This window comes from Pseudomonas sp. PI1 (assembly GCF_000812405.1).
Lineage (GTDB): Bacteria > Pseudomonadota > Gammaproteobacteria > Pseudomonadales > Pseudomonadaceae > Pseudomonas > Pseudomonas citronellolis.
Window position 1 is genome coordinate 28,762 of sequence record NZ_JWMC01000008.1, and the last position, 20,214, is coordinate 48,975.

The 20,214-nt window shown below is 66.2% G+C and carries 15 protein-coding genes; 12 read left to right on the forward strand and 3 right to left on the reverse strand.

Features of this window, described 5'->3' with window-relative positions:
• Positions 1 to 2: 2 nt before the first annotated feature.
• From RN02_RS02380 to RN02_RS02405, 6 genes are read left to right on the forward strand one after another with little or no spacing between them, the layout of a single operon-like run.
• Complete coding sequence (locus RN02_RS02380) at positions 3 to 446, forward strand: hypothetical protein (protein WP_043312936.1); 444 nt, start codon at positions 3 to 5, stop codon at positions 444 to 446.
• Positions 447 to 457: 11 nt separating this feature from the next.
• Positions 458 to 2,218, forward strand: coding sequence for a hypothetical protein (locus RN02_RS02385; RefSeq protein ID WP_043312937.1), 1,761 nt, complete (start codon positions 458 to 460; stop codon positions 2,216 to 2,218).
• A 3-nt stretch (positions 2,219 to 2,221) separates the two neighbouring features.
• A complete protein-coding gene (locus RN02_RS02390) occupies positions 2,222 to 3,169 on the forward strand; it encodes a hypothetical protein (protein ID WP_043312939.1) in 948 nt (315 codons plus the stop codon).
• Complete coding sequence (locus tag RN02_RS02395; protein WP_043312940.1) at positions 3,166 to 5,310, forward strand: hypothetical protein; 2,145 nt, start codon at positions 3,166 to 3,168, stop codon at positions 5,308 to 5,310. Before RN02_RS02390 ends, RN02_RS02395 begins: the two co-directional genes overlap by 4 nt.
• An 8-nt stretch (positions 5,311 to 5,318) precedes the next feature.
• On the forward strand, positions 5,319 to 6,233 hold the full coding sequence (locus tag RN02_RS02400) for a hypothetical protein (protein ID WP_043312941.1): 915 nt from the start codon (positions 5,319 to 5,321) through the stop codon (positions 6,231 to 6,233).
• Positions 6,234 to 6,293: 60 nt separating this feature from the next.
• Positions 6,294 to 8,414, forward strand: a complete 2,121-nt coding sequence (locus RN02_RS02405; RefSeq protein WP_043312942.1) for a hypothetical protein — start codon at positions 6,294 to 6,296, stop codon at positions 8,412 to 8,414.
• On the opposite strand, the gene RN02_RS02410 is transcribed toward RN02_RS02405, so the two are convergent.
• A complete protein-coding gene (locus RN02_RS02410; RefSeq protein ID WP_043312944.1) occupies positions 8,411 to 8,764 on the reverse strand; it encodes a hypothetical protein in 354 nt (117 codons plus the stop codon). The two genes, RN02_RS02405 and RN02_RS02410, sit on opposite strands and share 4 nt — an antisense overlap.
• Before the next feature lie 26 nt (positions 8,765 to 8,790).
• On the opposite strand from RN02_RS02410, the gene RN02_RS33040 reads away from it, so the two are divergent.
• Positions 8,791 to 8,973 (forward strand): hypothetical protein, encoded by a 183-nt coding sequence (locus tag RN02_RS33040; RefSeq protein WP_152623713.1) that lies wholly within the window; start codon positions 8,791 to 8,793, stop codon positions 8,971 to 8,973.
• Here RN02_RS33040 and RN02_RS02415 read toward each other — a convergent pair.
• Positions 8,967 to 9,209: a hypothetical protein gene (locus RN02_RS02415; protein ID WP_043312945.1), complete on the reverse strand. Its 243-nt coding sequence runs from the start codon at positions 9,207 to 9,209 to the stop codon at positions 8,967 to 8,969. The genes RN02_RS33040 and RN02_RS02415 overlap by 7 nt on opposite strands.
• 174 nt (positions 9,210 to 9,383) lie before the next feature.
• On the opposite strand from RN02_RS02415, the gene RN02_RS02420 reads away from it, so the two are divergent.
• The 5 genes from RN02_RS02420 to RN02_RS02440 all read left to right on the forward strand — a co-directional run bounded on the left by RN02_RS02420 (position 9,384) and on the right by RN02_RS02440 (position 18,836).
• Complete coding sequence (locus tag RN02_RS02420; protein WP_043312946.1) at positions 9,384 to 9,866, forward strand: hypothetical protein; 483 nt, start codon at positions 9,384 to 9,386, stop codon at positions 9,864 to 9,866.
• A gap of 280 nt (positions 9,867 to 10,146) precedes the next feature.
• Entirely contained in the window at positions 10,147 to 10,872 is a 726-nt protein-coding gene (locus RN02_RS31630; RefSeq protein ID WP_052267630.1) for a P63C domain-containing protein, read from the forward strand.
• Between the two features lie 74 nt (positions 10,873 to 10,946).
• Entirely contained in the window at positions 10,947 to 11,540 is a 594-nt protein-coding gene (locus RN02_RS31965; RefSeq protein ID WP_082033699.1) for a J domain-containing protein, read from the forward strand.
• Between the two features lie 82 nt (positions 11,541 to 11,622).
• Complete coding sequence (locus RN02_RS02435; protein ID WP_043312947.1) at positions 11,623 to 18,540, forward strand: LPD38 domain-containing protein; 6,918 nt, start codon at positions 11,623 to 11,625, stop codon at positions 18,538 to 18,540.
• A gap of 35 nt (positions 18,541 to 18,575) precedes the next feature.
• Entirely contained in the window at positions 18,576 to 18,836 is a 261-nt protein-coding gene (locus tag RN02_RS02440; protein ID WP_043312950.1) for a hypothetical protein, read from the forward strand.
• A 19-nt stretch (positions 18,837 to 18,855) separates the two neighbouring features.
• Here the strand turns inward: RN02_RS02440 and RN02_RS02445 are convergent, their stop codons facing one another.
• Positions 18,856 to 20,031, reverse strand: a complete 1,176-nt coding sequence (locus RN02_RS02445) for a tyrosine-type recombinase/integrase (protein WP_043312951.1) — start codon at positions 20,029 to 20,031, stop codon at positions 18,856 to 18,858.
• Positions 20,032 to 20,214: the final 183 nt, after the last annotated feature.

Here is a 20,214-nt window from a genome sequence, read left to right on the forward strand (position 1 = left end):
CCATGCAACTGAGCACGGGCCTCCGCAATGCCGTCATGGCCGTGTCGTCCTTCCGGGCGGCCCTGGCCGGCTGTGTCATCAACGTCTACTCCGGCACCATCCCGGCCACCGCGGATGCGGCGCTGAGCGGTGATGCCGTGCTGCTGTACACCATCTCGGTGGACGGTGGCGGCGGCGGTCTCGGCTGGGAATCTGCTGCGGTCGGGGGCGTCCTGTCGAAATCGACCTCCGAGGCCTGGAAAGGCACGGTGGTTGCCGCCGGCACCATCAGCTTCTTCCGCCTCCAGGCGCCAGCCGATACCAACGGGGCCTCAACCACCGATATCCGCATCCAGGGTACTGCTGGCGTTTTGGGGTTCGACCTGAACATGTCGAAGGACGCCGTCATTGTCAGCGAAGTGCAGACCGTCGACTACGCGACCATCACCGTTCCGGCCTCGATCTAACGGGTGAGGCCATGGGCGCCAACCGGCTGACCAAGCAGTCCGTCATCAAGTACGAGCCGGGGCGCCCCTACGTTCCGGCGATACCCCCTCGCTGCTACACCGTCGAGGTCACCTCGACCATCTACCAGTTCATGGGCACAGCCACGGGTGACCTCACCTACGTGCGGTGGAAGGTCGGCGCCTACAACAAGAGCAGCGCCGGCAGGAAGATGCCGATCAACCAGGTGCAGAGCGTCAACAGCGACAACAGCGAGTGGCTGCTGTACTACGTCTACACCAAGACGACAAAGACCACGATCTGCTCTGACGCCGTTCCCGAGCAACCGGCCATCCCGGCGCGCACCTCCGTTGACAGCCTGCTGGGCTGGAACGCCGGCGCGCGCAGCCGCGAGGCCGTGGACGGCGACTTCCGGGTGACCTTCCGGCTGCCGCGCAGCCCGATCGGGGCCGCATGCGGCGTGGCGGCCACGACGACGAAGGCTTTCGGGCTCACTGGCCTGGAACACGGGGTGATGGCCACGGCCTCGGGGTTCTCGATAATCGAGGGCGGCATCGCGGTGGCGACGCCGACACCGCTGCCTTCCGCTGCGCCGGAGATCACGATCACCCGCACCGCTGGCGTGATCGCCTACGCGGTAGGGGCCTGGACCTACACCAGCAGCAAGCCCTCCAGCGGCTCGAAGCGCCTGCTGGCGTCGCTGTATGCCGCTGGCGACTTCGTCGAGGATCCCGATATCGAGTACCTTGGCGGCGCCGTGTCCGGGGCGAACGGGGGCATGAACCTGGTCACGCCGCCGGCACTGGGCAAGCTGGCGGCATCCGCGATCTCCGGGATGTCGCTGGTGCTGCCCGCGGCGACCATGGAGGCCTACGGCGGCGTCCCGACCGTGACCGCCGGCGGCATGGAGATGGCGCTGCCGTTCTACGTGGGAATGTCGGGCAGCGCTGGCGCGATCGGCGGGATGGACCTGTCCACGCCGCCGGCCCGCATGCTGATGTCCGAGGGGGTCTACGGCGAGATGCGCCTGGGTACGCCGCCGGCGATCGGCATGTTCCAGCAGAGCACCGAGCCGGCAAATCACTGGGCGGTCGCCCAGAACCTGCGCCTGACCGACACCTACGTGGTGGATCCCGTGGTGATCGCCACCCTGCACGAGGGGCTGACCATCGGCGACGCCTGCGAGCTGATGATCTACCTGTCGGCCGACCTGGTGGAAGCGCTGGCGCTGGGCGACGAGGTCTCGGCCGTCAGGGTGATCGAGGCGCTGCTGTCGAGCGGGCTGGGGATCGGCGACACACTGGCCGACTCCCGGCGCGCGCTTATCCAGTACGCAACCAACATCGCCACCGGCGCGGTCACCCGCTACGAGAACTTCGGCTTCACCGGCTTCGCCCGGGTGGGCATGCGCACCTTCGGCGTGCGCCCGGACGGGCTGTACGAGCTTACCGGGACGACCGATGACGGCTCGCCGCTCAGTGCCGCGGTGTCGTTCGCCATCGACGAGTTCGGCACCCCGCAGAAGAAGTTCATCGACTTCATCTACCTGGGCCTGAGCACCGACGGCGATGTGCTGCTGAAGGTGACGACCGACGACGGCAAGGAACGCGTCTACCGGCCGCGGCATTCGGCGCCCAATGTGCGCGCCCAGACCGCCAAGGGCGTGAGCGGCCGGTACTGGCAGCTGCAGGTGGAAATCGCCGATGCCACCGAGGCCCTGATCGAAAACGTGGAATGGAGCGTCGGCGTCAGCGCCAGGCGCCTGGGGAGATAGCAGATGGCAGGTGAGTACGGGAGCACGACACAGGAGCTGTTCGCGCTGTCGCAGCAGGCAATCGGGCTGGCCTCGCTGAGCGCGGGCCGCATCAACCTGAGTACGAAGCCGACACTGAAGGAGACCGGCTTCAGCTACCAGGTGCCCAGCTTGTCGGTGGGCGCACCGCCGCAGTTCAGCGACCTGTTCAACGGCAGCGACAACGCCAACGCCAACATCACCGCGCTGAACGCTCAGACCGATGACTGGATGGCGAAGTACTTCCCGGCCATCAACGGCAGCTTCAGCACCATCCCCGAGGACTGGCTGGCGAACGTGATCAGTGGCGTGCAGCCGTTCGGCATCGACAGCAGCATCTTCGACCTGGTGTGGCACCGGGCACGCGACCGCGCCTACCGCACGGTGGCCAGCGAGCAGCGCACCCTGGAGGCCAACTTCTCCGCCCGCGGCTTCAGCCTGCCGCCGGGGGCGCTCGTCGACCAGCTCGCCCAGTCCGAGCGGCGCGCCGCCGACGCCCTGCTGGACGTGAACCGGGAACAGGCCATCCAGGATGCCCAGATCAAGAACGACCTGCTGAAGATGGCCGTGCAGTTGTCGGCCCAGTTGAAGACCGGGATCCTCAACACCGCCGCTGACTTCTTCCGGGCGTGGCACAGCGTGTACCAGCTGGACGCCGACACCTCGCGGATCCGCGCACAAGCCTACAGCGCGTTCTACCAGGCCCTGGGCAACTACTACGACGTCGAGGTCAGCATGGAGCGCCTGAAGCTCCAGGCGGCCGAGGGCAAGGCGCAGGCCGACACCCAGATTGACCGCAACCGCATCGCCGTCTTCGCCTCGGATGGCGCGGCGCCGTCGCAGGCCCAGGCCGCGCGCGGCTTCGCCGATATCGCCTCGTCCGCCGCCAACGCCGCGGGCAGCCTTGTGGCCCATATCGAGCAGGGCGCATGATCAACACCCGCCGTATCGCCTCGGCCGCCGGCCAGTACCTGCGCCGGCGCGTCATCTCGCTGGAGCGCGCGCTGATGCGCATGTCCGGCCGCGTCACCAAGCGGGAGATCTTCGACGGCTTCATCGTCCAAGTGAAGCGCACCTCGCTCGGGACCATCGCCGACGTCATCGATCCGCCGGCGGCGCTGACCGCGATCTTCCCCTGGGGCCCGGACGCGACGCTGATCAGCCGCTACTGGGACACCACGCCGCTGGCGCTGGTGACGGCCGACCGCTCCAGCTACCTGCCGGCCGCGCCGGCGCCGCAGGAGCCGTGGCGCCCCAGCGTGAACACCATCCGCGCCTACAACCTGTTCGCGAAGGGGGCCAGCGTGGCCTCGGGCAACATCGCCTTCCGCCTGGGGCAGCTGAAGTTCAACGGTACCTACGCCGTCGTCAGCGCACTGGAGGTCGGCGACTACCCGCTGGAGAACATGGGCGGCGGGCTCGAAAACAACGGCGGCAACGCCCTGCTGTACGTGCTGCCGCCGACGGTGGCGAACCTCAACCTGACGGTGATGCCCAGCAGCCTGCCGGTGGTCTACTCGCCGTCCGGCGCGGAGCCCAGCGACGCACCGGCCATGCCGGACCAGGCGCTGTCCCTGGTGGTGCTGGAGTCGCGGGTGCCAACGGTCGCGCCCGGCTACTACTTCCTGCCGCGCCAGGCGGACAAGATGCCCACCTACTTCAGCGTGTTCGGCGAGGTCCAGTTCCAGACGCCGGTCGCCGGCCGGCCGGACTGCGACGGCCGCTTCGGCCTGGACGGCGCCGCCGGCTTCACCGACGAGCTGCTGGTGGCGATCCCGGTGGTGAAGCAGAGCACGGCCGTCGTGGGCAGCGAGACCTGGTGCGACGTGTTCGGCGAGTGGGGCATCTACCTGTGCCTGGGGCGCATGGACCGCCGGGCGTTCGATCCGTTCGATGAGGACACCTGGATGGTGCCGGCGCGCGACGCCTTCTTCGACACCTACGCGCTGCCGGCGAACCTGCAGACCGCGGCACCCGCGCAGAACCTGCTCTCGCCGCACGTCTACCCGGTGCACACCTACAACCTGGTGCGCCAGCTGCAGGTCAGCCGCTACGACGGCGGCTACGGCCTGGTGTTCCAGCGCACCGCGGCGGTAGCCAACCAGACGTCCGGCGACGTGCGGATCAACACGCCCAGCCAGGCCCTGGTGGCGCTGCACGCGGCCGTCGACGATGCCGGCGACATCGACCTGAGCCAGTTCGAGGTCTACCTGTACGACGAGGACCAGGACCGCGGGCACGCGCCGGTGGGCGCCGACCAGGATGCGTTCTGCAACACCACCCCGGTGGCCAGCGTGACGGTCGACGGCGTCGCCTACTTCCTGTGCTGGCGCCAGTGGTTCTCGCGCCTGGATCCGGCCGCCGTGCCACCGGTGGTGTACCGCGATCCCACGGGGGAGGGGAACTTCGCCCTGATCCGGATGGACGCCGACGGCTCCTCGCTGGTGGACCTGGGCACCGACCTGGGCGCCTGGCAGTGCTCGCCGCGCTGGCAGATCGGCCAGGTGGGCCCGACGCCGTCGATCCCGGTGCACGACATCCGGGTGTACGCCGACATCTCCCCCTACCTGACGACCGAGACCTCTGGCCATGCCGGCCCCAGTGTGTCGAATCGCGGCGACGACGGGGCGGTGAAGGACCGCCTGGACCAGATCGGCAAGCGCAAGCTGTGCTGGCTGTCGATCCCGCACGCGGAGATGGTCGTGCCGGAGCTGACGCCGCTGCATCACCGCCTGGTGACCTACCACCTCGACACCGGCGCCATCGAGGTGCGCGGCGAGGTGTTCGTCGATGGCCTGGACAACGGCATGGCGTTCGGCAAGGTCACCGTGGTCAGCCAGGAGGTGGAGAACGACGCCGGCGAGATCATCAGCCCCGCGGTGCTGCTCTGCGCGGTGAACAACACCAACAGCCAGTTCACCGAGGCCACCGTCTACCTGTCCACCGATGGGGGCTACGTCTGGCAGGTGCTGGCCGAGGACTTCACCGGCCGCTCGGGCGTGTTCTACGCCGGCAACCAACTCAAGGCCCACCGTCACGGCGACGGCGTGTCGTACCAACAGAAGGTCCTGTAGGAGTCCCCATGGCCATTCCCTCCATCCTGCTCTCCGCGCAGGGCTTTATCTCCAACTCGGAACTGATGCAGACCTACAGCGTGGTCAATGTCAACGCAGCCGAGACACCCCAGAACGTCACGTTCCAAGCCCTGGATGCGGACTACTATGCCTCGCTCTATGGGTATGTGTGGTTCGTCGGGGACTACGCCTACACACTGCAGCTGGCCAACTCCGAAGCGACCTTCCGGCTGTACAAGTCGAGGATCGGCGACGCCGCCATGGAGGTGATTCTGCATTCGGGGCGCAGCGGCACGCTGGTCGCTTCGGTGCATTCCGGCGGCTGGCTGTTCGGCGACAACGGGGGCTTCCGCCTGTTGACCTCTGGCGGCAGCCTGATACCGCTGAGCTTCAGCGCTGGCACCCTGATGTGCGCGGCGATGCGGGGTAGCGACCAGATCAAGTTCCTGATGCAGGTCAGCGGGAAGTACGTCACCACTGCGTGGCTTTCGCTGGGCGACCTCGCGTCGACCATTCCCGTCCCGGCACCAACCCCGGCCAATGCCTACTCCTACATCGACAACATCCCAGCGGTGTTCCTCTACGAGGAGCCAGGCGATCTGGCGCTCAATGCGATGTCGCTGAATGAATACCCCGGTCTGCCGGTGTTCTGCAACACCACGGATGGCCCGGTAGCCTGCAATATGGCCTTCACACCAGATCCAGCGCTGCGTGTGACCAGCTACTCGTTCTCCCTCGAGCCGGACGGCGATGGCTACGGAAGGCTGTGGGTGAGCAACATGGGGAGCACCAGTTCTGTGCGCCCGGGGGCGGGGAGCACCATTTCCCCAACCGCCATCTACGTGCCGCCGGCGACCACCCTCAAGTACTTCTGGACCGACGCCAACAAGGCCGTCGAGGATCCGGCCACCGTCCCCCTGTAAGGCTTGGGCCTGGTGGCGTCGCGCGTCACGATCCGGGGTAACCCATCAGAGGACACCCGCATGTACGGCGCATACCGCAACAAGAAGGCCAACGGCGGCCTCATCACCGGCCCGGGCACCGGCACTTCCGACTCCATCCAGGACGAGGTGCCCGAGGGCTCCTACATCCTCCCGGCCGACACCACCCAGGCGATGGGCTTCGGTGCGCGCCGGCGCCCGATTGATGGCGCGCCCACGGCGCAGCCCGGGTTCGGCGCCTATCGCAACAAGGTCCCGGTCAACGTCAGCAACGGCGAGTTCGAAGTGCCGCCGGAGCAGGTGCAGCAGCTCGGCGCCCAAGTACTGGACGCCGTGAAGGCCGTCACCCACACCCCGACGCCGGAGCCCACGAACGACGCGCGCGACACCTTCTTCGCCAACGGCGGCCAGGTGCAACTCGGCGTGGAGGGTTACCGCAAGGGCAAGGCCATCCATGAGGCGCGCAGCCAGGTGCCGAACTACGGCAACTTCGGGGCCTACCGCGACAAGGCGAAGCAGGGCGAAACCCCCAGTTACGGCAACTTCGGGGTTCGCCGCAAGAACTACGCGAACGGTGGCTTGGTCGACGATCCACTGAAGCCCAAGCAGACCAGCTTCGATGTCACCAACACCCCGGCGGCAGCGCAGCAGGCGACAGGATTGCCCCAGAACCCGGCAATCCCTGGTAACCAGGCGCGCGCCCAGCAGATGCAGTCCCAGTTCAATCAACCAGTGACGGGGCCGCGTGGACCTGTAGGGCAACCAGCAGCACCCGCACAGCCGAACAATGACACTGCCCCAACGCAGGGCGTTGGCGAAAGTCTTGGTCGCGGCCTTGGTGGTGCTGGTAAGGCAGTAGGAGGGGCTCTGCTCTATGCGCCGGCTGCTGCGGCTGATGGTGTCCGGAACCTTGCCGGTTGGGCGGCCGGCGGCGACACCAGCCAGATCAAGCCCTGGCGCGAAGGCCCAGGCAATCTGGCCGCCGAGGGCTGGGGCGAGATGTCCGCTGGCGCGGCGGGGTTGCGCGATAATGCCGGCTACGGTACTCGCCAGGCACTGGGCATCGACAAGGCGCCCATGCCGCCAACGGCTGGTCCTGCCGGGACGTCGAATGTCTTGCCGCCAGCCGCCGCGCCGACCCCTGGGGATGCCTCTGCTCAACAGCCGGCGGGACAGGATGGCTGGGCGCGCACCGGCTTCGGCGTCCAGCGCCAGGGTGGCGAGATTGCAGCGCGCGTCGGCCCCAGCGGCCAGGCCGAATTCAGCAACGATGCGGCCACGGTAGCGTCGGCCGTGCCGAACTACGGCAACTTCGGTGCCCGCCGCCCAGCGGCCGCGCCGGCGGCACAGCCCGGGTACGGCGCCTACCGCCGCACGCCCGAGCAGCTGGCCGCCATGCGCCTGCAGAACGACCAGGACCTGGCCGCCACCGGCTCGGCCGCCAACCTCGGCAACGGCGTCGGCACCTTCTCCCAGGCCCAGGCCGGCGACGCCCAGTTGGCCCTCGACCGCTTCGAGCGCGCCAACCAGCAGCGGCAGCAGATGGTCGAGACCGCCCACCGCGGCGAGCTGGGCAACAACGGCGGCCAGCTGACCGTCGTGCGCGACAGCACCCGGGCACCCAGCGACGTGGACATCCAGAACGCCCGCCTCGAGGAGCGCCTGGCCAACACCGACGCCACCCGCCAGCAGGCCCAGAACAGCACCGCCCTGGCGAACCAGCGCGTCGCCAGCGAGGCCCAGCGGATGGGCACCGAAGCGCTCAACCAGCAGCGCCTGCAGCAGCAGGTCCAAGAGGGCGGGTACGGCCTGCAGGATCAGCAGCGCATCGACGGCCTCAAGGCCTCCATGGTCGATCCCACGCTCACCCAGGCCCAGCGCGAGCAGGCCCGCGACACCTACATCAACCTGATCACCCAACCGAAAGACCGCTACCGGTCGCAGGACGTGATCCTGGGCCGCGACGAGAACGGTCGGGATATCCGCGGGACGCAGTTGATCGACGTGACCACGGGGCAGCCGGTGGCGGGCGGCACCACTCAAGGGGCGCCGCTGCGTCGCTCGGTCAGTCGCGCCGAGGTGCAGAGTGCGGCGAAGGAGGATGGTGTGTCGGTTGACGACTACATCCGGGCATTGCGGGCGAAAGGAGTGATGGTCTCTTAACGCGACTGGCAGTTCAGCCCGAACTCTTGAGCTAGGGCTGAGCACTGCTTGTTGTACAGCCTGTTACAGGCCACCCGGATCATGCCAGCGGCGTTGTTGCTCCGGGTGTCCTTGGCCTTGGCCAGGGCGCACTCGGCACCGGAGTCGTAGCCGAAGAAGCCCCGGCCGGAGCCCTGGGCCACGCCGTCGTAGCGCGCCGGGTACTTGCCGCTGCAGACCTGGTAGGCGGCGCCGGCGGCGTTGTCGTTCTGGGTGCCGGGCAGCTCATCGAGCAGGCAGGTGGCGAAGTTGCCGGCCATGGCCAGGCCGGGGAGGGCGAGAAGGGCGACAGCGGCGAGCGATCTTTTCACTGGACACTCAACGAATCGAGGTGGATATGAAAGGCATTTCCGAAAGCGATCTGGAGCGCCTGCTGGCCGATGAGGTATTTCTCGATCGGCTAGCAGACAGAGTAGCGAAAAAGGTTGCAGCCTTGCAGGCCCAGCAGTCTGCCAAGATGGCTCGGCAAATCAATGCACTGTTTACAGATGCTTGCGATCGCCTTAATGCTCGTCAGTGATCCCTTGATTTCGTCACGGCAAGGCCAAGGCAGGAGAGCCCGTTGATGTAGTTGGTCATCTGTTCTTCGGAAAGCCCACGTGCAGCGGCGCTTTCGAAGAATGAGTCGAGCATCCCTTGGGCCTTTTCCCTTTTCACTTCATCATCCAGGACAGCTATAGCCAGTGCCTGGATGGCGTTCACTACACCCAGCATGAATTGATCGCCGGCAGGGATTTTTTTGATCGGATCGTCCATGTTTTCTTCCTAGGGTGCATGATGTCTTTTGGACATTACCCAACATCGATTTCGGCGAGTAGCTGAGCATTTACCCAGCCTGGACGGATGTCCAAGCGCGAGGCTTCTGCTCCTAGTGGACGATGGTGGCTATATGCCTTACTGTTGAGTGCTCATTGACAAGGAGTTGACTGCATGGTCAAGGCAATTTCGTTTCCGCTGAGCCGGCAAGATATCGACGAAATCAAGAGAAACAGCAGTTTGGCACTGCCTATTGGGGTGTCTGAATTGCCGATGTGGATTGGTACTGAGTACCTAGTACTTTGCAACGGCCATATTGCCTATTGGGTCGCAAAGATCAGCGAAGTAGTTCTTCCAACGGTCGAGGATGGCAAGGCGCTCGTCAGGTTTTCGGAAGTTCGGAACGTGTGGAATAAGGACTCGAATCCCTTCTTCTTGGAGGTCATGAGCAACTTCAGCCGGTACGATGCCGAAGATCAGCGCATCACTCACTCTTTCGACAATGATCAGTTCTTTTCCCTTGGTGATCCAGTTCCAACTCTGGCCTTGGATGGTCCTGACGCGCTCACCCTGGACAGGGCGGTGTGCGAACTGGCTCGGATCTACGGTGTGAAGCCGGCGCAGGTAAACATCACCATCACCTCCTCTCACACCTGAGCCCCACCTGAAGGTGTAGGGAGACAGTCCCTCCCCTTGTAAGGCGTGCTCCCGGCACCCCCTCCCACCGAAACTGAGCCCGCCACACTGGCGGGCTTTTTCATGCCTGCCTCGCCTGAACCCCCTGTAAGGTTCGTATCGTTCAGAGCCGCCATCCCACACTCGGCCTGTCCCTGGGTTCGCCCTGGGGCCAGCAGGCTAGGGTAGCTCCCGAAAAGGACGACTGCCCGCTCCCAGGCGTCCAGCCTGCTGTCCTTCTTCCGGGAGCAGGAGCGTGCCCATGAACGAATCCAGTGTCATCCAACTCGTGCACTCTGCAGGCGAGGCGCGCGTCGACAGCCGCGTAATTGCCGAGCAGCTTGGCGTGAAACATAAACACAGCTTCGCTCTTATCGCACGCTATCAGCGGAAGTTTGAGGAGCTCGGCCAACTGCCGTTTCAAAAAGAAGTTGGTCGGCGAGCCCAGGGCGGCGGAAAGGCTGAGCGTTTTGCGCTACTGAACGAAGATCAGGCTTACTTCCTCCTGAGCCTTTCCCGGAATAGCGACCTCGTGGTCGATCTCAAGCTCAGGCTGGTGAAGGCTTTTCGTGACGCTCGCAATCGAGCCGGCCTGGATAGCGTGATGGGCATGATCCTGCTGACTGCGCCGGCGCCCTGGGAAAAGCGCTTCGGCGACGACTACTACCGCGCCATCGCCCGGATCACCGGGACGGTATTCGCCGGCCACGCCAACGGCACGCCGGCCATCTTCGGCCAGATCACCGACCGCTGGGTATACGCCGCCATCCTGCCGAAGGAAGTGCATGCGGAACTGAAGCTGCGCCGCGGCGAGTCGGAGCGGATGCACCAGTGGCTGACCGATGGTGGTCGCGATCGACTCGACCAGCAGATCGCCATGGTCACGCTGCTGGCCAACTCGTCGACCGACAGGAAGGATTTTGAGGCGCGGTGCATGCAGGCATTTGGTCTGCCGGGGCAACTGCGGCTGATCTACCCCACTACATGACGGTCGTTTGCGAGAACAAGTCTTGCTGTGATTGCGTGTCGTGGTAGCCTTCTGCCATTGAGCGGAGGGAGCCCATGCGGACACACTACGAGACACTGCAAGTCGACGAAAGAGCCAGCCCAGAAGAGCTATATGCTGCATATAAAGCCCTTTCTGATAAGTGGCTTCCAGATCGCCATCCAGATAATTCAGAAATGGCAGAGAGTCGGTTTCGCGAAATTAATAGAGCGTATTTAATTCTTTCCGATCCGGTCCTTAGAGAGCAGTACGATAAATTAACTGGAGTTTCGCTTTTCCGAGAAGATCCTTCCGTCGAACTCATAACTGCTGATGATATAAGGCGCGGCCAGGCTGAGGCGGAAGGGCGTGAAGCATACCGCCAGGGGCTGCAGTTGAGTGACTGCCCGTACGGTGGAGCGCTGGCGGAATCATGGAGTAGTGGATTCTCCAAGACTGAGTTGGTGGATAGGATTCAATTTGGAGGTCGGAAAGAGCCCGTTGTAAAAGTGCCTTCCGCAAGATATTGGGAAAAGAATGCACAACCCACGAAGCGCAATGAGAGCGTCCTTTCTATTCTTATTGGCTGGCTGATTTTTCTGTTCTTGTTCGGGGCGTTTTTCTATGTCTGGCAATTAATATTCGGCCCGCCTCAAAACCAGTACTGGTGATACCGTCCCCCTCTAAGGTTCGCCTTCGCCACACCCTTCCGGGAAGCTGCCCGCATTACTAGCCTCTTCCTTGGAGAGCGGAATGAGCAGCCTTTCACAAGAGTTCGGCCTTGGGGTGGTGAGCCAATCTGGTGACACCAGCGCTTCCCCTAATGCGCCGACCACTCGCCGATCCTCGCTTGCAGAAGAATTTGGCCTGAGCGCGCCCGGGCAACCCTCCATCTCCGGTGAGTTCTCCAAGGGCGTCGGCGCCGGCGTCGACTCCCTGCAGGGCACCCTGTACGGCCTGGCGGGCCTGGCCGGCGATGCCGCGGGCGCCGATGGCCTGCGCGACTGGGGCCTGGAGGGTTACCAGCGCAACCAGCAGGAGGCGGCGGAGAATGCACCGGCGGTCGGTCGATTCGAGGATGTGCACGGCGCGCACGATGCGGCGCTGTACGCGGCCCAGGGCCTGGGCCAACTGGTGCCGTTCGCCGCCAGCTCGGTGGCCACCGGCGGGATCGGTGGTGCAGTGGCCAAGGTCGCCGGCCGCAAGGCGGTGGAGCGCTTCGCCGAGAACCAGGTAGCCAAGGGCGTGGCCCGCGCCACGGCGGAGAAAGCGGCCCAGGCCTACGGCAACAAGCTGGCGCAGCGCGGCGCGATGGCCGGCGTGGCCGCGAACTCGGTGGGCACCGAGCAGGGCTCGATCTACGGCGACATCTACGACAAGACCGGGCAATACGCCCCGGGCACGGCTGCTGCCTACGGCGCGGCCGCCGGTGCGCTCGACGCGTTGCCCGAGGTCGGGCTGATCAGCCGGTTGGCTGGCCGCGGCACCGGCGGCATTGCCCGCCAGGCGTTGAAGCAGGCCGGCGCCGAGGGCGCCACCGAGGGCGCGCAGACGGCGGTGGAGAACCTGGCCGTGCAGCGCGTCGATCCGAACCACCAGGCCTTCGACCAGCAGGGCGTCAGCGACATCGCGAACGCGAGCCTGATCGGCGCCCTGGGCGGCGGGGTTGCTGGTGGCGGTGCCGCGGCCGCCGGCCGGCTGCGCAAGCCGTCCGAGCAGATGGGCCTCGATCCGAACGCCGGGCCGCTGTCGGCCGCGGCCACGGTCGCCGTTGACGGTCAGGCTGAAGCGTCGGCGCAGCCCGTTCTGGCCTTGCCGGCGCCTGGCGCTGATTCGTCCGCGGTGATGCCGCCGGCTGCGACGGATACTGGCATGGCCGCCGACGACCTCACGCCCTACGAGCGCAACCAGCTCCGCGCCCTGGGCGTCACCGACGAGCAGTTGGCGACGATGACAACCGAGGAGGCACGTCAACCACAACTGCCGGAAGTCCAATACGACACCGGGCCGCAGGCCGTCGAGGATGTCACCGAGCAGCCGCCGCTGCCCACCGTGGAAATGGACACCGGCCCTATGGAGGCCGAGCAGGTCGCCGCCGCGCCGGTGTCCGGCGATCCCGATTTCGAGTTCCGGGTGCAGAAGAACGGCCGCCCGTTCAAGAGCGAACGCGACGTGCGCCTGCTCCGCGCCGTGGACGAGGCTACCCAGGCCGGCGAGCAGCCGGTGGTGGTGCCCCATGAAGGTGGCTTCGCCGTTGCTGTCCGCCGGCCGCCGGCGCCCACCCTGGCCCTGCCGGCGCCGGACACCCTGGTGGTGGACAGCCAGGGTAACGCCCAGCGCGGCCCGGTGGCGCCCTTCGTAACGCCGGAGCGGCAGCGTGCATTGCCTGGTGGCCCGGGCATGGACCAGCAGGCGCGTGCCGGTCAGCGGCCGAGCGTCGACGCCCTGCTGCCGGGCCTGCGCCAGCACGCCGCCGCGGGCGAGCAGTTGGACGCCGCCGCCATTGCCCAGCAGACCGGGGCCAGCCGGGCCATTGCGGCACGCGCCGTGCAAGGTGTGCAGGCAGAGCAGCAGGCCATGGCCAAGCCGTACACGAACCGCCTGCAGGCCGGGCGCGCCCTGGGCCGCCTGCCGGCGCCGGCGGCGTTCGAGGTAGTGCAGCGCGGCAAGCGGGACTTTCGAATCCAACCCAAGGCACAGCAGGAGGTGGAGGATGCTGGTAACCGCGCCGGGCCCGGCGATGAGCGAAACGCAGGCGCTGCAGCTGCTGTTCCTGCTCGGCCAACTGACGTGGCGCCGGTACCAGCGGCTGAGCCAGGGGCTGGTCAGCCTGCCGGAAGACGAGCCAGTGCTCGAGCGGATCGTCCTGCTGCAGAGCCGGCCGCCGAGCGATCGCCTGCAGTAGCCGAGGCGGCACGGATCGACGAGCAGGCGCACCAGGCCGCCACATCGCCTACCAACAGGCACCCGGAGCCGACGCCGGCGCAGATCGAGGCCGGCAACTACCGGAAAGGGCACGTGCGTTTCCAGGGGCTGGATATCTCGGTCGAGAACCCGCGCGGCTCGGAGCGTAGCGGCACGCGCCCGGACGGTACCGAATGGCGGCACACGATGAGCGACCACTACGGCTACATCCGACGCACCGAAGGCGCGGACGGCGAGCAGGTCGACGTCTACCTGGGGCCCGACGAGAGCAGCCAGCGCGTGTTCATCGTGGACCAGGTCAACCAGCAGGACGGCAGCTTCGACGAGCACAAGGTCATGCTCGGCTACCCGGACCGTGCAGCGGCCGTCGCCGCCTACCGGTCCAACTTCGACAAGGGCTGGAAGATCGGCCCGGTGACCGAGATGTCCCTGGACGAGTTCAAGGGCTGGCTGGCCAGCGGCGATCTGCGCGCACCGCTGCGGGAGATCAGGTCTGCCGAGGCGCCGCCGGCGGCGGAGGAGGGCCTGCCGGACATCCTGGCCATGCCCAAGCGGCGCTACATCGCCAACCAGGCGAAGCAGGAGGGGCTGAAGAAGGGCTCGCCCGGCTACGGCCAGGCCATCCAGCGCCTGGAGGACCGCTACGAGGCGGATCTGGACGCGGCCTCGGCCGGCCTGAGCTTCGAGCGGTACAACGCGCTCAACAGCGATTCGCCGGCGAGCGTGAACCGCCAGGCCTGGGAGGCGCTGCGCGCCGAGTACGGCCGCTACTCGCAGGCGAGCTATCGCGCCAGCGCGCCGGTGCTGAAGGGCCTGCGCGCCAGCCAGCTGCAGCGCGCCCTGCAGGAGCGGATCAGCCGCTGGCGCAATGCCCCTGACGTGCGCGTGGTGCAGTCGGTCGATGACCTCCCGCCGCGACTGCGCCAGCGGGTGCAGCGCGACGGCGCCGAGGGCGTGGAAGGGATCTTTGACGGGGGCGCCGTGTACCTGGTGGCCGACAACATCGGCAGCTACCAGCATGGCGGCTTCGTCCTGGCGCACGAGGTGCTGGGCCATGCCGGCCTGCAGGGGCTGTTCGGCCGGCGCCTGGAGCCGCTGCTGCACAGCATCTACCGCGGCAACGACCAGGTGCGCGCCGCTGCCGACCGCCTGGCCGAGCAGACCGGCTACCGGCGCCCGGTAGCCGTCGAGGAAGTGCTGGCCGACCTGGCCGCCGCCGGCCGCCTCCAGCAGCAGGGTTTCTGGCCGCGCCTGGTCTCCGCCATCCGCGCCGGCCTGCGCGCCATCGGCCTGGACATGAAGTGGACCGACGGCGACCTGGCCCGGCTGCTCGCCAACGCGCGGGGCTTCATCGAGGGTGGTGCTAGGCGCGCGGCCGGCGAGGCGCGCTACTCGCGCCGCGGCTGGGATGCATCGTTCCCCGACGTCGCCGTGGCCCACCCGCTGGCCTTCCTGAACAACCACCCGGACTACGCCGCGGCGAAGGCCGGCGACGATGCCGCCGCGTTGCGCGTTGCCCGCGACGCCGTGACGCCCGAGTTCGTTGAGCAGGTGCGCCAGGCGATTCCGCCGGGCAGCTCGCCGAAGATTGTGCCGGTGCTGGCGCAGGAGGGCGCCGGTAACAACCGCATCCCACTTGCTGCCGCAAAGGTCCTGGGGGGGCGCCTTGGGCTGCAGGTCGATACCGATCCTGTGCAGGCCGAGAAAATTGGGCGCACCCAGGCATCGGCGCTGGAGCGAGTAGCAAACCAAGCCAGGTTCCAAGGCAAGGTTGCGCCTGGGAACTACATCCTGCTGGATGACACGCTTACCCAGGGCGGCACCCTGGCGCAGTTGAAGACCCACATTGAGGACAACGGCGGTCGGGTAGTGCTGGCCACTGCCTTGACCGGCAAGAACTACTCCCGCAAGCTATCGCTCGATTCCTCCACCCTGGCCGAAGTACGTGGCAAATACGGCAGCATCGAACCCTGGTTCCGGGAAACCTTCGGCTACGGCTTCGAAGGCCTCACCCAATCCGAAGCTCGAACCCTCCTCACGTTCGACAAGGGTAATCTATCGCCTGACGGAATCCGAGATCGACTCGCTGCGTCGCGAATTCCAAGAGTCGGCGAAGTGGATGGACGAGCAGTTGGCGATCGACCCGGAACTGAAGCACCTGTAACTCCCGCCCCTGATGCCGATGATGACGGCCCGGTACGCTACTCGCGCGCCGGACAGCGCACCCTCACGCTCCTCGACCAGGTCGCCAACCGTGGCCCGGTGAAGTTCGCCGACCACGTCACCGATGCCCAGCGCGACGCCCTGAGCAAGATTGGCGCCTTCGCCCGGAAGGAAACCATCGCCGAGACCGCGGCCAAGTACCGCGATCGCTGGAAAGAGAAGTTCATCCAGGGCGTGTTCGACCAGTTCGCCCCCATCGCCAAGCTGGACCAGACAGCCTACATGCAGGCCCGGCTGTCCAAGGGCACTGATGGCGCGCTCGAATCCACCCTCCTCTACGGCAAGCCCAAGCTGCTCGACGGCGCACTGGCTGTCGATCCCGACGGCAAGGGCCTGCGCGGCATCCTGGCCGGCCTGAAGGGAGAGCACGACCTCTTCTTCGCCTGGATGGCCGGGCACCGCGCCGAGCGCCTGGCTGCCGAAGGCCGCGAGAACCTGTTCACCCCGGAGAACATCCGCGAGCTGAAGCGCCTGAATCAGGGCACCATGGAGGGCGGCGGCAGCCGTACCCTGGCCTACGCCCAGGCGCAGAAGGAGTTCGCCGCCTACCAGCGCGCGGTGCTGGACGTCGCCGAGAAGGCCGGCCTCATCGATCCCGGGGCGCGCAAGCTCTGGGAGAACGAGTTCTACGTGCCGTTCTACCGGGTGATGGAGGAGGGCGACGGTACCGCCGGCCCGGGCCAGATCGGTGGCCTGACCGGCCAGCGCGCGTTCCAGAAGCTGAAGGGCGGCAAGGAGCCGCTGGGCGACCTGATGGCCAACACCCTGGCGAACTGGTCACACCTGCTCACCGCCTCGATGAAGAACCTGGCGGCGACCAACGCGCTGAAGGCCGCCGAGCCGATGGGCGTGGCCACGCCGGTGCGTGAAGCCGAGAAGGGGGCCGTCCGGGTGATGATGGGCGGCCGCGAGCAGCACTACCTGGTGCACGATCCGTTGGTGCTCGACGCCCTGACCATGCTGCACCAGCAGGACTGGAACAACCCGGCCATGAAGGCCATGCGGACCTTCAAGCACTGGCTGACCACCGGCGTGACCAGCAGCCCGGCGTTCCGCGCCCGGAACCTGCTGCGCGACAGCATCTCGGCGGTGGCCACCAACGACCTGGGCTACAACCCCCTGAAGAACGTCGCGGAGGGCTGGCGCGGCACCGCCCACAGCAGCCCGGTGATGCAGCAGCTCATCGCCGGCGGCGGCGCGGTGCGTTTCGGCGCGCTCAATGACGGCGACCAGGCGGCCCACGCGAAGCGGCTGATCAAGGACCTGGGCGCCAAGGAAGGGCAGATCCTCACCACCCAGGAGAAGATCACCCGCGCACTGCGCTCGGCCTGGGATCGCTACCAGGAACTGGGCGACCGCCTGGAGTCGGTGAACAGGGCCGCGCTGTACAAGAAACTAAGGGAGCAGGGCAAGAGTCACCTTGAGGCAAGCTACCTGGCCCGCGACATGATGGACTTCACCTCGGCCGGGAAATGGGCCAGCGTGCGCTTCCTGACGCAGATCGTGCCGTTCATGAACGCCCGCCTGCAGGGCATGTACAAGCTCGGCCGCGGTGCCGGCACGGATCCGCGCCGGTTCCTGGCGGTCGCCGGTGCGGTGGCCATGGTCTCGGTGCTGCTGCACCTGCTGAACAAGGACGACGACGAGTACAAGGAGCTGCCGGACTTCGTGCGGAACAACTACTGGTGGGTGCGCCTGCCGGGCGCCGAGCACGCGCTGTACATCCCGAAACCGTTCGAAGTCGGCGTGCTGGGCAGTGTGGCCGAGCGCATGACCGAGCTGGCTACCGCCGGCAACGACTACCGCGCCGGCGACTTTGCGTCGACGCTGGGCGCGCTGCTTACCGACCAGTTGCAGATGAGTCCGGTACCCCAAGCGTTCAAGCCGGCCATGGATGCCATCTTCAACTACGACAGCTTCCGCAAGACGGCGATCGACAGCATGGGCCAGGAGCGCCTGCCGCCGGCGGAGCGCTATACCTCCAGCACGTCCGCTGCTGCGGTGGCTGCCGGCCGCATGGCCAACATCTCGCCCCAGCGCCTGGAGCACCTGATGCGCGGCTACTTCGGCTGGCTGGGCACCCAGGCCCTGAACGCCGGCGACTACATGCTGCGCGGCCCGATGGACCTGCCGGCGAACCCGCGGCGGGATGCCAGCAACCCGGACAACTGGACGCTCTACGGGGATTTCGTGAAGCCCGTCGCCGGCGGCAGCAGCAAGTACCTGGACCGCTTCTACGAGATGCAGCACCAGGTCGACCAGCTCTACGCCTCCGCCAGCGAGGCCCGGAAGGTCGAGGATCTGGACCGGCTGCAGGAACTGGCCGGCAACAGCACACTGAAACTGCGGCCGATCTACAACGCGGCGAACCGGAGGATCACGGCGATCAACCAGCGCATGCGCGCGGTCAGCAACGATCCGACGCTGGGCGCCGAGGAGAAGATGGCGTTGCTGCGCGAGCTGAGCGAGAGCCGGAATCAGGTGGCGCGCCAGGTGGACGAGCGGGCGCGGGCGGCCCCGTAGGGTAGAATGCCGGCCTTCAACTACTGGAGGTCGGCATGCTCATCATTCGTCAGGGCACTTTCTCGCGGCTTCAGCTGGAGCGCATGGTCGGCAAGGCCGGAAATTTCGGGATTTGGGAATACCACGTGTCGGCGAACTCCGACATGTTCCCCGGCTACGCGGCTGGTCGCCATGCCGCTATCTCCCCGGCCGAGCCGAAAGAGGGGCAGGCCGTTGAGGCGTTCGTTATGCTCCGGTCTAACTCGCCGCAAGAAGAATGGCGGTCGGCTGGGAAGGGCGTCGCGGAGTATCGCTAGGTCGGGGGATAGGGGGAGGTCAGTCCCACGGCGTGATACTGTCAGCCCACTCCTGCATCATCCCGCGCCGTTGCTCCAGGTAGGTGGCGTGGTTGTAGGTCTCACGGATGATGCTGGGGTCGGTGTGGGCTAGTTGCTTTTCGATCCAGTCCCGGTTGTAGCCGCGGTGGTTCATCTCCGTCGAGAACATATGCCGGAACCCGTGCGGTGACTGCTGGCCGCGGTAGCCGCAGGCGTTCATGGTCTCGGTGGCGTAATTCACGCCCATCGGCCGGCTGATGTCGTTCCGGTTTGGGAAGACATACCGGAGGCCCTTGGAGAAGGGCTGCATGGATTCCAGCAATTGGACCGCCTGCCGTGGCAGCGGAATGATGTGGTCACGGCGCGCCTTCATCCGAGCGGCCGGGATGGTCCAGGTTGCCGATTCAAGGTCGATCTCGGCCCATTCGGCATAGCGCACCTCGCCAGGCCTGCAGGCGGTGTAGATCAGCAGCAGCGTGGCTGTGATGTACATGTGGCCTGTCTCGCATTCACGGATGGCCTTCATGATTCGCGGCATCTCGTCGAAGTCGACGAATGGCCGATGCTTGTAGACGTCGATTTTCTCAGTGACGGTGTGCATCTCTGCTGTCGGGTTGGATTCGGCCACGCCGGTGGCGATGGCGTACTTGAACACCTGACCGATCCACTGCCGCGTCTTCACTGCCGAGGTGATGGCGCCCCTGGCCTCGATCTTCCTGATCAGCGCGATGATCTCGGCCCGACTGATGGACTTGATCTGGCGCTTGCCGAATGCAGGAAGAACGTCATTGTCCATCGCAATTCGAATCCCCTTCCTTGTTCCCTCCGCAATGTCCCCCTCCCTGAACTTGAACCACTCCTCATAGACCTTTTTGAAGGTCTGGCCGCTGGCCTCAAGCTTCTCCGTTCTCTTTTCCTTCCTTGATTCGCGCGGATCAATTCCGCTTGCGACCTCCTCGCGCGCCTCGTCCCGGCGCGCCCGCGCCTCCTTCAAGCCGATTTCAGGGTATGTCCCAAGCGATATGCGGGCCTGCTTGCCCAGCCAGGTGAAACGGAAGTGCCAGCTTTTCACGCCGCTGGCGGCGATATAGAGAGTGAGCCCGAGAGAGTCGGCAAGCGTGTAAGCCTTTTCCTTTGGCTTGGCCTGCCGCACGGCGGTGTCCGTGAGCGCCACTAGTACATTCTCCAGTCCGGTTCAGTTGGGTGTACTGGAGGATGTACTAAATGGCGTGGGCTGGGAAGGTTCTTCTTGACACTCGGTGATACGACGAATCCGGCTGAAGAAGCGCTTTTGCTGGTTTCGTGGTGCTCGCCGGTTTTTGGCGGGAAGGAAAAGTGGAACCCTTGAACAGTTCCA